Annotated in this window: 10 protein-coding genes and 1 riboswitch; of the genes, 7 read left to right on the forward strand and 3 right to left on the reverse strand. The window is 44.0% G+C overall.

All coding sequences use genetic code 11. From position 1 onward, the window contains the following. Window positions 1-347: 347 nt before the first annotated feature. On the forward strand, window positions 348-1,892 hold the full coding sequence (locus D3H55_RS20590) for a malate:quinone oxidoreductase (protein ID WP_119549188.1): 1,545 nt from the start codon (window positions 348-350) through the stop codon (window positions 1,890-1,892). A 335-nt stretch (window positions 1,893-2,227) separates the two neighbouring features. Next, entirely contained in the window at window positions 2,228-3,802 is a 1,575-nt protein-coding gene (locus D3H55_RS20595; RefSeq protein ID WP_119549189.1) for a histidine kinase N-terminal 7TM domain-containing diguanylate cyclase, read from the forward strand. Between the two features lie 245 nt (window positions 3,803-4,047). On the opposite strand, the gene ahpF is transcribed toward D3H55_RS20595, so the two are convergent. Together ahpF and ahpC are read right to left on the reverse strand one after the other, a co-directional pair. Continuing rightward, window positions 4,048-5,577: an alkyl hydroperoxide reductase subunit F gene (gene ahpF, locus D3H55_RS20600; protein WP_119549190.1), complete on the reverse strand. Its 1,530-nt coding sequence runs from the start codon at window positions 5,575-5,577 to the stop codon at window positions 4,048-4,050. A 13-nt stretch (window positions 5,578-5,590) separates the two neighbouring features. Continuing rightward, window positions 5,591-6,154, reverse strand: coding sequence for an alkyl hydroperoxide reductase subunit C (gene ahpC / locus D3H55_RS20605; protein WP_119549191.1), 564 nt, complete (start codon window positions 6,152-6,154; stop codon window positions 5,591-5,593). Window positions 6,155-6,544: 390 nt separating this feature from the next. Then, a riboswitch (cobalamin riboswitch) is annotated at window positions 6,545-6,733 on the forward strand. A gap of 146 nt (window positions 6,734-6,879) precedes the next feature. On the opposite strand from ahpC, the gene D3H55_RS20610 reads away from it, so the two are divergent. The 5 genes from D3H55_RS20610 to D3H55_RS20630 all read left to right on the forward strand — a co-directional run bounded on the left by D3H55_RS20610 (window position 6,880) and on the right by D3H55_RS20630 (window position 12,970). Beyond that, complete coding sequence (locus D3H55_RS20610; protein WP_168413193.1) at window positions 6,880-8,868, forward strand: DUF4430 domain-containing protein; 1,989 nt, start codon at window positions 6,880-6,882, stop codon at window positions 8,866-8,868. A 67-nt stretch (window positions 8,869-8,935) separates the two neighbouring features. After that, window positions 8,936-9,784 (forward strand): DUF4430 domain-containing protein, encoded by an 849-nt coding sequence (locus D3H55_RS20615; protein WP_119549193.1) that lies wholly within the window; start codon window positions 8,936-8,938, stop codon window positions 9,782-9,784. Window positions 9,785-9,795: 11 nt separating this feature from the next. Beyond that, a complete protein-coding gene (locus tag D3H55_RS20620) occupies window positions 9,796-10,683 on the forward strand; it encodes an energy-coupling factor transporter transmembrane component T (RefSeq protein WP_119549194.1) in 888 nt (295 codons plus the stop codon). Next, window positions 10,656-12,323: an ABC transporter ATP-binding protein gene (locus tag D3H55_RS20625; protein WP_119549195.1), complete on the forward strand. Its 1,668-nt coding sequence runs from the start codon at window positions 10,656-10,658 to the stop codon at window positions 12,321-12,323. The genes D3H55_RS20620 and D3H55_RS20625 overlap by 28 nt, the downstream gene beginning before the upstream one ends. After that, window positions 12,281-12,970, forward strand: coding sequence for an ECF transporter S component (locus D3H55_RS20630; protein ID WP_119549196.1), 690 nt, complete (start codon window positions 12,281-12,283; stop codon window positions 12,968-12,970). The genes D3H55_RS20625 and D3H55_RS20630 overlap by 43 nt, the downstream gene beginning before the upstream one ends. Before the next feature lie 44 nt (window positions 12,971-13,014). Here the strand turns inward: D3H55_RS20630 and D3H55_RS24565 are convergent, their stop codons facing one another. Next, complete coding sequence (locus D3H55_RS24565; RefSeq protein ID WP_168413194.1) at window positions 13,015-13,152, reverse strand: hypothetical protein; 138 nt, start codon at window positions 13,150-13,152, stop codon at window positions 13,015-13,017. Between the last annotated feature and the right edge of the window lie 44 nt (window positions 13,153-13,196).

Raw genomic sequence — 13,196 nt, forward strand, 5'->3', positions numbered from 1 at the left:
CAATTTGTTTTCTACTTTTGCCCCAGCCTCAATTTTTTTGTTGGAAAAATGCTGATACGGATGTCCGCTTTCAATTAGTGAGATTTTAGTATCTCGCTTACACTATTCAACATAGGCCCAGCAAATTTAATGATAATATCCAGCAATCCTTTTTTTACAATTTGTCGAAAGTAGTTTATAATTATCAGATAATAGTATTTTTATAATTTGAAAAAATTATTATAATAGAATAAGAATAAATTTTATAAATTGAAGTATTGTTGTGTGCCACGGCGGCGCTAATGCAAAAAATAAGTAAGCACGAGCGTCACAATCATTTTTCGAATATAGGGGATGTGTAAGGTATCATGAGCAGCGTACAGCAGAAATCAGACGTTATTTTAATCGGTGCCGGAGTCATGAGTGCAACATTAGGGGCATTATTGAAGGAAGTAGCTCCGGAGTGGGAAATCAAAGTCTTTGAGAAGCTTTCCAGTGCAGGAGAAGAAAGCTCGAACGAATGGAACAATGCCGGAACGGGACATGCCGCATTATGCGAGCTTAACTATACTTCTGAAAAGGCTGATGGGACGATCGACATTACAAAGGCTGTCAAGATCAATGAACAGTTCCAGGTATCAAGGCAGTTTTGGTCTTATCTTGTGAACAGCAGCCTGATCCAGAACCCGCAGGATTTCATCATGCCGATTCCTCATATGAGTATGGTCCAGGGAGAAAGCAACGTCAACTTTTTAAGAAAGAGATTTAAAGCGCTTTCAAATAATCCGTTGTTTCAAGGAATGGAGTTTTCCGATGAACCTGAAAAACTCAAAGAGTGGATTCCGCTTATCATGAATGGCCGTATATCGGCTGAGCCGATAGCGGCAACAAAAATCGACTCTGGAACTGATGTTAACTTTGGTGCATTGACGCGTATGCTGTTTGATCATCTCAAGAATCAAAATGTTGAAATCAATTATAAGCATAGTGTGGAAGACCTTAAACGGACAAATGACGGCTCATGGGAAGTGAAAATCCATAATATCGAGAGCAATCGAATCGAATACCATACGGCAAAATTCGTCTTTATCGGCGGCGGAGGCGGGAGTCTGCACCTGCTGCAAAAAACGGGGATCCCAGAGTCAAAACGAATTGGCGGTTTTCCTGTAAGCGGGCTTTTCCTTGTGTGCAACAAACCTGAAATAGCCGCCCTGCATCATGGGAAAGTTTACGGAAAAGCAAAGGTGGGAGCACCTCCTATGTCTGTTCCGCATCTGGATACCAGGTATATTGATAACAAGAAATCACTGCTATTCGGACCGTTCGCAGGCTTTTCACCTAAATTCTTGAAAACGGGTTCCAATATGGACCTGATCAGTTCTGTAAAACCGAATAACCTTTTTACAATGCTGGCGGCAGGTGCTAAAGAAATGTCACTGACGAAATATCTGATCCAGCAGGTAATGCTATCACATGAAAAACGTATGGATGAACTCAGGGAGTTCATTCCGGATGCCAAAAGCGAGGACTGGGATATTGTCGTAGCTGGTCAGCGTGTACAAGTGATTAAGGACACTGAGGCAGGCGGAAAAGGGACGCTTCAGTTCGGTACAGAGGTAGTCAGTGCGGCTGACGGCTCAATTGCTGCACTGCTGGGAGCATCCCCTGGCGCTTCTACTGCAGTCAATGTCATGCTGGAGTTATTCCAAAGATGTTTCCCAGACCAGCTTAAGAGCTGGGAACCGAAATTGAAAGAAATGATTCCATCTTATGGTTTATCCCTGTCTGACAATCCGGAGCTTTTCCGTGAAATCAGTGAGGCTACTGCTGAGACTCTGCAGTTGAATGAAAACAGGGTTTCATTAGTGGAGTCTTTGGAAAAAGAAGAAATTGATGAAAAGGTGACCAGTTAAATATATAACGGAATCCCTGATCTAATAAAATGGATCGGGGGTTTCTTTTTTTTTACTTTGAATTCAAGAGAGTAAGACAAACAATTTGTAATATGCTACATTAAAATAAAAGGTTGCTTTCACCTGTATTGTTGTTTTTGGGAAAATCCCAGGAGCCGGATTTTCCCTTGTATTGCAAGGTTTTACTCTTGAAAAAGAAAGAGCAGCTCTTTTCTTTCCTGCTAACTGTTACTTTTTTCTGCGATTTACCAGGATGTTTTATGAAATTTATATCGGATAGCAACAAATTTTACAAAAAGAGCCAAATAAAAAGATAGTAAAAGAGGTCTACGCTAGTGAACTCAGACTTAACAGCTTATATCACTCTGATTTGCACTTCCTGTGTTTTTAGTTTGTACCTGTGTATTTATGTTTTTGCGAAGAGACACCACTACAAGAATATTGCTCCACTGTTTATACTTCATACTCTTTTTACCTCCATCTATTGCTTAGGCGCAGCCTTTGGCTTGATGTCCACTACACTTGCAGAGATTAAATTCTGGACTGTTATCCAGTATCTTGGAATGCCGTTTTCCGCCACCATGGGCTTGATTTTTATCATGCGGTACCTCGGAATGAATCTGTCATCCAAAAAGCTGATGGCACTTCTGGCGGTTCCTTTTACAAGCTTGATCTTGGTCGCTTCGAATGATTTTCACCAATTGTATTATAGAGCATATGAGATACACCCCGAATTGGGGGCTCCTTTTGTATACCAGGAGATCGGCATTTGGTATGTTGTACAAGGCATCTATACATTCGCCAGTCTGTTTGTCGCATTTATATTCGTCTTTTCCCGCTGGAGGGAAACCGACAAAGACTACCGTCCCCAGCTTCTCTCTCTTCTGTGGGGCCAGCTTGTGCCGATGATTACCGCTTTTGTTTATTTACTGGGACTGACACCCCAAGGGATTGACCCTGTTCCTATGGTTCTATGGCTTACTTCGCTCTTCTACTTTTGGGCGATACGTTCTTCCAGGATGTTCAGCATTATGCCTATCGCCAAAGACGCCATTTTCAACAGTATAAATGATGGGGTCATAGTATTGGATGAAGCAGGTAGATTGATAGAATTTAACCAGGCAGGAAAGAGCATGTTTCCCCAGTTATACAGAAATATGTTTGGCTGGGAATTCAGCAAAGTTTGGACATCGATCTCGGCTTCTGCCTTTCCACTTCAGCTGAAGAATGCCCCATTCCATCAGGAAGTAAGTCCAGGCAATGGACGCGGAGAACAGGAGAATACGTATCAGGTCCATGTCACACGCCTGCAAGACGGGCAGAGGCATAATGGGTTCTTAATGATCTTCAATGATATTACGGAAGTGAAGAAGCTTCAGGGGCAGTTGGAGAAGCTTGCCTACTATGATGAGTTAACCGGGATTTTTAATCGCCGGGCGTTCTTTCAGCAATGCCAGCAGAACTTTGAAGACGCTAAAAGGGAATCGGTTCCGTATACCGTTTTGCTGATGGATATCGACTTTTTCAAACGGGTGAATGACACATATGGGCATTTTACAGGAGACCAATTATTGGTTCATGTTGTGAAGGCGTGTCAGGCTCAATTGGATGACGAAGCGATATTTGCCCGTTATGGCGGAGAGGAATTCGTAATTGCCATGAAAGGGTCAACGGGGTCAGAAGGTAAGAACACCGCAGATTTAATCCGCAGCTACCTCAGGTTACATCCTGTGGTGATAGAAGGGACAAGTCTATCTGTAACTGTAAGCTTTGGTATAGCAGAAACGACAGAAGGAAAAAATGAGACATTGCATGACCTTCTTAACCGGGCAGACAAAGCTCTCTATTCAGCGAAGGATGAGGGAAGGGACAGGGCTTGCGTTTACCGGGAAAAGGCCAGATCCGTATAGAATTAAAAGGCTTTTTTCGCATATATTGCTGCTTTCGGAAAAATCCCAGGCGCCGGATTTTCCCCCTGTATCCAAAGGTTTTACTCTTGAAAAAGAACGAGCCGCTCTTTTCTTTCCTGCTCCCGGGGTTTTTAAGGCGAATTACCAGGATATTATTTGAAATTTATATTGAGTAGCAACAAAGTTTATGAAAAGAGCCAAAAAAACCGCTTCCTCAAAAAAGGGAAGCGGTTTTTTAAAAGGTATTAATTACGAATCAGGTAATCAAACGCACCCAAGGCTGCAGTGGCACCTGAGCCCATGGAGATGATGATCTGTTTGTAAGCACTGTCTGTACAATCGCCGGCAGCAAATACGCCAGGCATGCTTGTAGCACCTTGCTTATCGATCACAATCTCACCCATACGGTTGCGGTCAAGTGCATTGCCGAGCCAGTCTGTGTTTGGAACAAGACCGATTTGGACGAAGACACCTTCAAGATTGATGTGCTGTTCCGTTTCAGTATCACGCTCAACATATGTGAGACCATTAACTTTATCAGTACCTGTAATCTCTTTTGTTTGAGCATTTTTGATCACTGTAACATTTGGAAGGCTGTAGAGGCGGTCCTGCAATACAGCGTCCGCTTTCAGATCAGCATTGAATTCAATCACGGTCACGTGCTTGACGATCCCCGCAAGATCAATCGCTGCTTCGACACCGGAGTTCCCGCCGCCTATGACTGCAACGTGTTTTCCTTCGAATAAAGGACCGTCACAGTGCGGGCAGTAGGCTACCCCTTTATTCTTGAATTCATCCTCGCCTGGTACGCCGACTTTGCGCCAGCGTGCACCTGTTGATAGGATAAGAGATTTACTCTTAAGGACTGCACCATTTTCCAGCTCAAGCTCGATCATATCCTTCTTCTCAAGGCGGCTTGCGCGCTGGAGGTTCATGACATCGATCCCATAATCTTTGACATGTTCCTCAAGGCTCGCAACAAGTTTAGGGCCTTCTGTGTGTTTGACACTGATGAAGTTCTCAATGCCTAACGTGTCCATCACTTGTCCGCCGAAGCGCTCGGCAACAATCCCTGTGCGGATCCCTTTACGTGCTGCGTAGATGGCAGCACTTGCACCTGCAGGGCCGCCGCCGACGACAAGGACATCATAAGGGTCTTTGCCGGAAAGTTCAGAGGCATCCGGTCCGCCGCCCAGCTTGCCGAGGATCTCTTCAATGGACATGCGTCCGCTGCCGAATTCTTCCCCGTTAAGGAAAACAGTCGGTACGGCCATGATCTCTTTGCTTTCCACTTCCTCTTTAAAAGAAGCGCCGTCAATCATCGTATGAGTGACACCCTCGTTGAAGATACTCATCAGGTTAAGTGCCTGTACCACATCTGGGCAGTTGTGGCAGCTTAAGCTGATGTAGGATTCAAAGTGGTATTCACCATCAAGGTTTTTAACTTGCTCAAGGACGCTGTCATCTACTTTTGGAGCTCTTCCGCTTACCTGCAGAAGGGCCAGGATCAAAGAAGTGAATTCATGTCCAAGGGGAATACCGGCGAAGGTAACACCTGTATCTTCGCCGATACGGTTCACACTAAAGCTCGGTGTGCGTTTTAAATCAGCATGCTCCACTTTGATGTGAGAAGACATGGTAGCCAGTTCATCCACAAGAAGAAGCATGTCACGGGAAGTCTCATCTTCACCCGCGCTTACTTTCAGCAGGATGTCGCCCTCCAGCAATTCAAGATATTGGGCCAACTGTGCTTTTACATCTGCATCGAGTAACATTTAAACCAACTCCTTAGATTTTACCTACAAGGTCAAAGCTTGGCTTAAGTGTTTCAGAACCTTCTTTCCATTTAGCAGGGCAAACTTCGCCCGGGTTCTTTCTAACATATTGAGCCGCCTTGATTTTGCTTACCAGGATGTCTGCGTCACGGCCGATTCCGCCAGCATTGATTTCAACTGTTTGGATAACACCATCCGGATCGATGATGAATGTACCGCGGTCAGCAAGTCCATCTTCTTCGTTCAGTACTTCAAAGTTGCGGGTGATTCTTTGAGAAGGATCACCGATCATTGCATATTTGATTTTTCCGATTGTTTCGGAGCTGTCATGCCAGCCTTTATGAGTAAAGTGTGTATCAGTAGAAACAGAGTATACTTCCACACCAAGTGATTTAAGTTCTTCGTAGTTGTTTTGAAGGTCTTCAAGCTCAGTCGGGCACACAAATGTGAAGTCTGCAGGGTAGAAGCAGAACACACTCCATTGACCTTTTAGGCTTTCTTCAGTTACTTCGATGAATTCTCCATCTTTATAAGCCTGTGCTTTAAATGGTAATACTTCAGTTCCGATTAATGACATATTGAATGGCCTCCTAATGTTTTTTTAATCCCATTTTGAGATTAGAATAATTCTAATTCGATATTCATTATCATATTATCTTTCGAACTTGTCAAAGGGTAAGCCTTGTATTTTCAAAAAAAGTTCTCATTGAGTCCTGAAATTCAAGGAATTCCCTTTTGAAATTTTTTTTGATATTCATTCACCCCTCACTATTGTGGACAATATGGCAGAATCTATTCATTTTATAATCAACAATTAATAAAGCCGTTTTTATCAATAGAGTAAGAGAATTGAGAAGGATTTCAAAAGTACAGCGAGTCACTCGATAGGCGGATTCGGCTTTCAGGGGACAGGATTTGTCCCTGTATTTATTGACAAATTCTGCATGATTCACTATTCTAATAGTAACTGAATACGAAAAGAACAGGTTGATTTGCTAATCTAGTAAATCATTAAAAGGGAAGTCCGGTGAAATTCCGGCGCGGTCCCGCCACTGTAAATGTGAGTTTTCTATCAAATACCACTGTCAAACTGATGGGAAGGTGATAGAAGATGCTGATCATGAGTCAGGAGACCTGCCTGTTTTTGACGCCATTCGACCTACGCGGATAGGGAGGTGTACGATGATTCTGATGATATGTATTTTTTACATAATTCTATCCGGAACCATGACTATGTACACATCTCTTGAAATAGGGGTGTATTTTTTTTGGACAAATATAATTACAGGGGGAGAATTTACGATGAACAAAGCAATTGCACAGCGCCTCACCGCAATATTTGCCGTCATCTTACTTGCAGCCGGCAATCTGTCATTTGTGCAGCCGGCTGTCCAGGCGGCCGCAATAGATAATGCGGTGACGATTAAAGCCATTGATGAAGATGGCGATGTGGTATTACCGCTGACAGCAGTAGAATTTGAAGAAGGGGATAATGCCTTTGATGTATTACTGGAAGCCGGGGAAACCCGTGATTTAGAGATCAGCTATAAAGAGTATGACTTTGGAAATATGGTAACAGGTATAGGTGAAGCCATTGAGCATGCACCATTCTATTGGTCTTTTAATGTGAATGGTCTTGCACCTGGGATAATGGGGGTATCTGACTATGAGGTTACAGATACAGACAATCTTTTATTTGTATTAACGGATACATTTGAACCATCTGTCCCAACAATTGTTTCCGTCATCGGAAAAAATGGAGAGGAAATTCTCCCTGAAACAGTCGTCACGCTAACGAACGGTGCTAGCGCATACGACGCATTGACCCAGGCAGCTGCACAGCATGAAGTGGCTGTTGATGCTTCTGTGGATGGGACCTATTTCACCTTCATTAATAATGTTGGAAATGTAGAACTTGGTACAAATGATTATTGGAGCGTTGGTGTGAATGACGAGTCACTAAATACTAGTATCGCAGATTACACTGTTCAGCCAAATGATCATGTCCAGTTAACATTTGAAACCTACGTGCCTCCAACAGATCCGGACCCAGAGGAACCGGGTGAGCCAGAGGAGCCAGGTGAACCAGAAGAACCACAGCCAGAGCCGGAAGAGCCTGCTGAAGAAGCAGATCCTGTCACGGATGAAGTGATCAATGCCGGCGTTGAAAATATTTTATCCTATATGAAAGCCAACAGTGTTTCCCTTACTTATGGAAATGAATGGTGGGTGTGGGGAGCGGCTCACACAACTGGTAAAATCCCTGCTTCCTATGTGGAGAGCGTAAAGGAAAGAGTCAAAACAGTAGAAGGAAACTTCCGTAATATTTTTGATTTGGAAAAAGTGATCATGGGATTGTCGGCTGCTGAGACGGATGCGACATCTATTGAAGGCTACAATTTAGTAGATTCGCTGGTCAACCACGCAAGCCTTGAAAATCCGTCTATTAATATGAATATCTATGCTTTGCTGGCAGTGGACAGCGGTCAGTATGAAACTCCTGAAGGTTTTAGAGATGGGATGGTTAAAGCAATTCTGGATCAGGAACTGGAAGGCGGCGGCTGGACATTCTTTGGTTCAAACCCCAGTCCTGATATGACAGGGATGGCACTATCTGCTTTAGCCCCATACAGTGATCAAGCTGAGGTTAAAGCAGCAATCGGCCGCGCGGTTTCTTATATCTCAGAAGCACAAGGAGAGTCAGGCGGTTTTGATATTGAATTCAATGGCGGAGATTCCAGTGAATCTGTATCTCAGGCAATAATCGGACTTGCTTCTGTAGGAGTCGATCCGACAGCGGAAGATTTCACAAAATCCGGAGGCAATCTTGTGCAGCATTTGTTGAAATTCCAGCAGGAGGATGGCGGATTCAGCCATATACTGGATGATGGCGCATCAAGTGCCATGGCTGCACAACAGGCATTATTGGCATTTAAGGCGTATCAAAATTTTGTAAATGGAGAAGGTTCGGTTTATCAATTTAATCTTAATGATGGAGAAGAAACTCCAGAAGAACCGGAACAACCACAGCAGCCAGAGCAGCCTGAGCAAGGTCAACCGGAAGGATCAGATGATTCAGGCAAAACAGATGATCAAGAGCAGGATCAATCTGAACAACCTGAGAAGACCGGGGATGCCAAAGATACAGAAAATCAAACAAAAGATAAGAAAGATCAAGGAAAGAAGCTGCCTGAAACGGGAACCAATACGATGGCTGTAATGATAGCTGGTCTTGGTTTATTGCTTATAGGCCTCATTCTTTTCTACATCAATCGCAAAAGAACAGCATAAGAAATATACGGGTAATCCATCTCTGGATGGATTACCCTCATTCATTATAAGAAAGGAGGAGATTTAAGTGAAACGCTGGATGATTGCAGTATTGTTACTGGTATTCATCATATTAGGCGGTTGTGCCAAAGATGATGCCGGAGTGCCGGCAGTGGATAAAGATTCTTCAGAACAGGCAAGTGAGATGTCTGATTCTGAAATTGCTTTGGAGGACAAGTCCATAGAGAAAGAAGACCAAGAAATAAAGGAGGGCAGCTCAACTGCTGAGAAAAAAGAAAGCAGTTCAGATAGCAAAGTAAATCAAACTGACAGTACGGAAACTGAGGGTCAAGAGACTGAAGATAGCAGCAAGACGGATAAATCTGCTTCAACCCCTTCAGCCAATAAGCAGGAAAACAACAATCAGGCAGAAAAGACAACGAAAGAAAATCCTGCTGACTCTGCATCAAAGGTAACCGGCAAAACTGAGAAGCCGAACCGGGAGAGCCAAAACACTTCTAAAGAAACACCAAAGCAGCCAGCTGATGCAGAAAAAGAGGAAACCGCTCCTCCAAAACAATCACCACCCAAGGAACCGGCTAAACCGAAACAAACAGTCAGCATTACCATTTCTGCCCCTGATGTAAAGGGAACGATACTGCCTGTTACTGCAGTGGAATGGAAGGAAGGGGACACGGTTCTTGATATTACACAAAGAATCGTGAAAGCACGCGGAATTCAAATAAGTGTCAGGGGATCGGGTGCAACGGCCTATGTGGAAGGTATCGACAATCTATACGAATTCGATGAAGGACCGATGAGCGGCTGGGAAGCATTCGTAGAAGGTACACCGCTGGACAGAAGTTCGGGGGTATATGGGGTCCGGCCAAGAGAAACTATAAAGTGGCGGTATACGAAGAATTATCTGGAGGATTGAGTTGAAGCAAAATGATACGGGGATTTCGTTCGTTTCATCCTATTATTTTATTACTTTACTATACCTTTGCCATAGCAGGGCTTATGCTTTATCAGCATCCCGTGTTCTTAGCTGCGGCTGTATTCATCATACTCCTCATTAACTTATTGCTGGATGGCGGAAGAGAACTGAAAAAATGGCGGATGATGATTCTGATTATGGGTGTCCTGATCTTTATTTTGACACCCTTTTTTAATCGAAGGGGCAATCATATTTTATTTTATCTTTTTGGTAATCAAGTGGTGCTGGAGGCTGTATGGCAAGGAGTGATGATTGCTTTGACCCTGGCGGCCATTCTCGCCCTTTTCATCACCTTTAATATCGTCATAACACCCGATAAATTTGTTTTTCTTTTTTCTAAATTCTTTCCGCAATGGGCACTTCTGATCATGCTCTCGATGAGATTTGTACCGCTGTTGAGACGGAGACTGCTTGAAATCGGTGACGTTCAGGCTGTTAAAGGTTTATCGGTCAAAAGCGGTCCAATTAAAAGCCGTGCCCGCTCGGGTATGTTCCTGCTGCAGATCCTTCTGACATGGTCGCTGGAGGAATCGATCCAAACGGCAGATTCAATGGCAGCAAGAGGATATGGATTGGGGAAAAGGAGTAAATATCAACCCTTTTATATGAAACGTAGAGACTGGATTGCTTTAATGTATCTATTGTCAGGCGGCTCACTTGTGTTGTTTGGCTGGTGGCTTGAAGATGGTGTCATGACACTGATGCCAGTCCTCGAACCCGTCAGGCTGTATGGCAGGGAGTGGTTCTATTTATTGGTATGGTGTGTGTTCATAGGCTTTCCGGTTTGGATGGAAGGAAAGGAGTTGATCAAGTGGAAATACTATCGGCGAATGGGCTAAGTTTTACCTACCCGGAAGCAGAAACGGCAGCATTAACAGATATTAATATTAAGATCGAGCAAGGGGACTTCGTTGTTCTTTGCGGTCCCTCGGGAAGCGGGAAATCGACACTGCTCCGCCTTTTTAAACCAGAAATTGCTCCGCACGGGGAAATAGAGGGAACCCTTGCCTTTCGTGGAACAGAGATCGGTGAATTGAACCTGATTACTACAGCCAAGGAACTCGGCATGGTGTTCCAGGATCCGGAAAACCAAATCGCGATGGATAATGTAATGGAAGAGCTCATATTTGGAATGGAGAATCTGGGCTTCTCGACTGAACAAATGCGCAAAAAAGTAGCTGAAATGGTGAATTTCTTCGGACTGAATCATTTGCTTGAAAAAAAGACAGACGAGCTTTCTGGCGGGCAGAAACAATTAATCAACTTGGCATCGGTATTATTACTGGAGCCGGCTGTTTTGCTTCTGGATGAACCGACGGCCCAGCTGGACCCGATTGCGGCTAAGGAATTCATTCACATGCTGCAACGGTTAAACGATGAATTCGGCATCACGATTGTCATTGTAGAACATCGTCTGGAGGAGCTTTTTACCATTGCGAACAGAGTGATCATGCTCGAAAACGGTGAGTTGCTGCATGACACATCACCAAGAAAGTTTGTTCAGGAACTTGCAGACCACAAAACAATGAAGAGTTTTTTGCCGAGCACTGCATTATTGTATTTGAATTTCCAACAAGAGCGGCTTCCAGAGTCTATTCCTTTAAATGTGAAGGAAGCGCGGCAATGGCTGAATGACCAGGAACTCAAAGCGGCGGCGCCTCCTCAAATGAAGGAACAATCCAATCAGCCGATCCTCGAGTTGAAAGGCGTGGATTTTCAGTATGAAAGACATTCTTCGCCTGTACTTTATAACCTCGACCTTACAATTTATGAGGGAGAATGGCTTGCGGTGGTGGGTGCCAATGGGACAGGCAAATCGACCCTTTTGAAAGTCCTGGGGAACATTGTAAAAGCACAGCATGGGAGCATGAGATATAGAGGAAAGAAAGTAAGGAAGTGGGAGGTTCAGAAGGTAAGCTATCTTCCTCAAAACCCAAAACTTTTCTTCATCCAGGACACGATTAAACAGGAATATGAATATCTCGGAGAGCAATATGGTTTGAAGAATGCAGATGGAAGAATACAGGAGCTTGTAGAGAAATTCAATATGGGTCACCTTCAAGACCGCCACCCGTATGATTTGAGCGGCGGGGAAATTCAAAAGGCTGCGTTGATCGGTGCCCTGCTGATAGAACCAACGATTTTGCTGATTGATGAACCTACAAAAGGACTTGATCCTCAATCTAAAAAAGCGTTCGGTGATCTTCTATCTTCTTTAGTAGAGGATGGACTGACAGTAGTGATGGTAACTCATGATATTGAATTCGCTGCAAGTTATGCGACAAGGTGCAGCATGCTGTTCCAAGGGGAAATCACTGTAACAGAAACAACGAAGAACTTCTTCCATGAAAATACTTATTACACAACAGTCATTAATCGAGTAACACGCAACAGCAATGTACATCCTGTTGTTACGCTGGAGGAGGCAAAGAGGTTATGGCACGTTCAAAGCAGATACTCATCGGAACAGCGATACTAATCTTTGTACTGCTGGTTGGCTTTCCATTATTCAATACAAGGCATTACCTTGCTTTGAGCCTTCTCATAATGGCAGCTTCCTTTTTTCCTCTTATGATTACTTTTTCCAAGAAACATGTCATGAGCAGGGAACTTGTGGTCATAGCCATCCTTGCGGCTATTGCTGCTGTCAGCCGGGTGCCGTTTGCTTCAATACCAAGTGTGCAGCCAACATCCTTTGTGATCATCATGGCTGCTATTGTTCTCGGGCCACAGTCCGGATTTGCCGTCGGCACATTGGCGGCGATTGTTTCCAATTTGTTTTTGGGACAGGGTCCTTGGACACCATGGCAGATGTATGCGTGGGGAATGATCGGCTTAACGGCAGGTCTGCTGGGCAAAACCTGGTTGATGCAAAGCAGGGCAGGACGGTGCATTTATGGTTTTGCTGCGGGGATACTCTTTGGCTGGGTCATGAATCTGTGGGTCATAATCGGACTCATTCAAGACTTGAATTGGCCATCCATACTATTGTTTTACAGCAACAGCTTTTACTTTGACCTTGCCCATGCCGTCTGTAACGTCTTTTTTCTTTGGGTATTCGGAAGCAGCTGGCTGAAGATCATCCGAAGATTCAAGTTGAAATATGGTCTGTTTGAAAATGCTTGAGATCAGAAGGAGGCTGGATGAACGGCCCCCTTCATTCTTATCGATTAGGGAAGGTCTGTATTTTCAAGCTCTTCCTCCATCTGCTCCCCCTGGTCCTCCACTGTGATCCTATTGATTTGTTCAATCAGGAAGTGGTTCAGATAATCTTGTTCCTTACAATCTGGCTGCTTATCCTTCTCCATATCAAAGCTCCTTTTTCCTGTGGTCCTTATCTAAGGCTCTTTTC

This window comes from Bacillus salacetis, from assembly GCF_003581585.1.
Classification (GTDB): domain Bacteria; phylum Bacillota; class Bacilli; order Bacillales; family Bacillaceae_B; genus Rossellomorea; species Rossellomorea salacetis.

Bases quoted from the DNA above. Each gene is read 5' to 3' on its own strand.
- D3H55_RS20590 (WP_119549188.1), top strand. From the start codon at position 348: ATGAGCAGCGTACAGCAGAAATCAGACGTTATTTTAATCGGTGCCGGA.
- ahpF (WP_119549190.1), bottom strand. From the start codon at position 5,577: ATGTTACTCGATGCAGATGTAAAAGCACAGTTGGCCCAATATCTTGAA.
- ahpC (WP_119549191.1), bottom strand. From the start codon at position 6,154: ATGTCATTAATCGGAACTGAAGTATTACCATTTAAAGCACAGGCTTAT.
- D3H55_RS24565 (WP_168413194.1), bottom strand. From the start codon at position 13,152: ATGGAGAAGGATAAGCAGCCAGATTGTAAGGAACAAGATTATCTGAAC.
- D3H55_RS20630 (WP_119549196.1), top strand. From the start codon at position 12,281: ATGGCACGTTCAAAGCAGATACTCATCGGAACAGCGATACTAATCTTT.
- D3H55_RS20610 (WP_168413193.1), top strand. From the start codon at position 6,880: ATGAACAAAGCAATTGCACAGCGCCTCACCGCAATATTTGCCGTCATC.
- D3H55_RS20620 (WP_119549194.1), top strand. From the start codon at position 9,796: ATGATACGGGGATTTCGTTCGTTTCATCCTATTATTTTATTACTTTAC.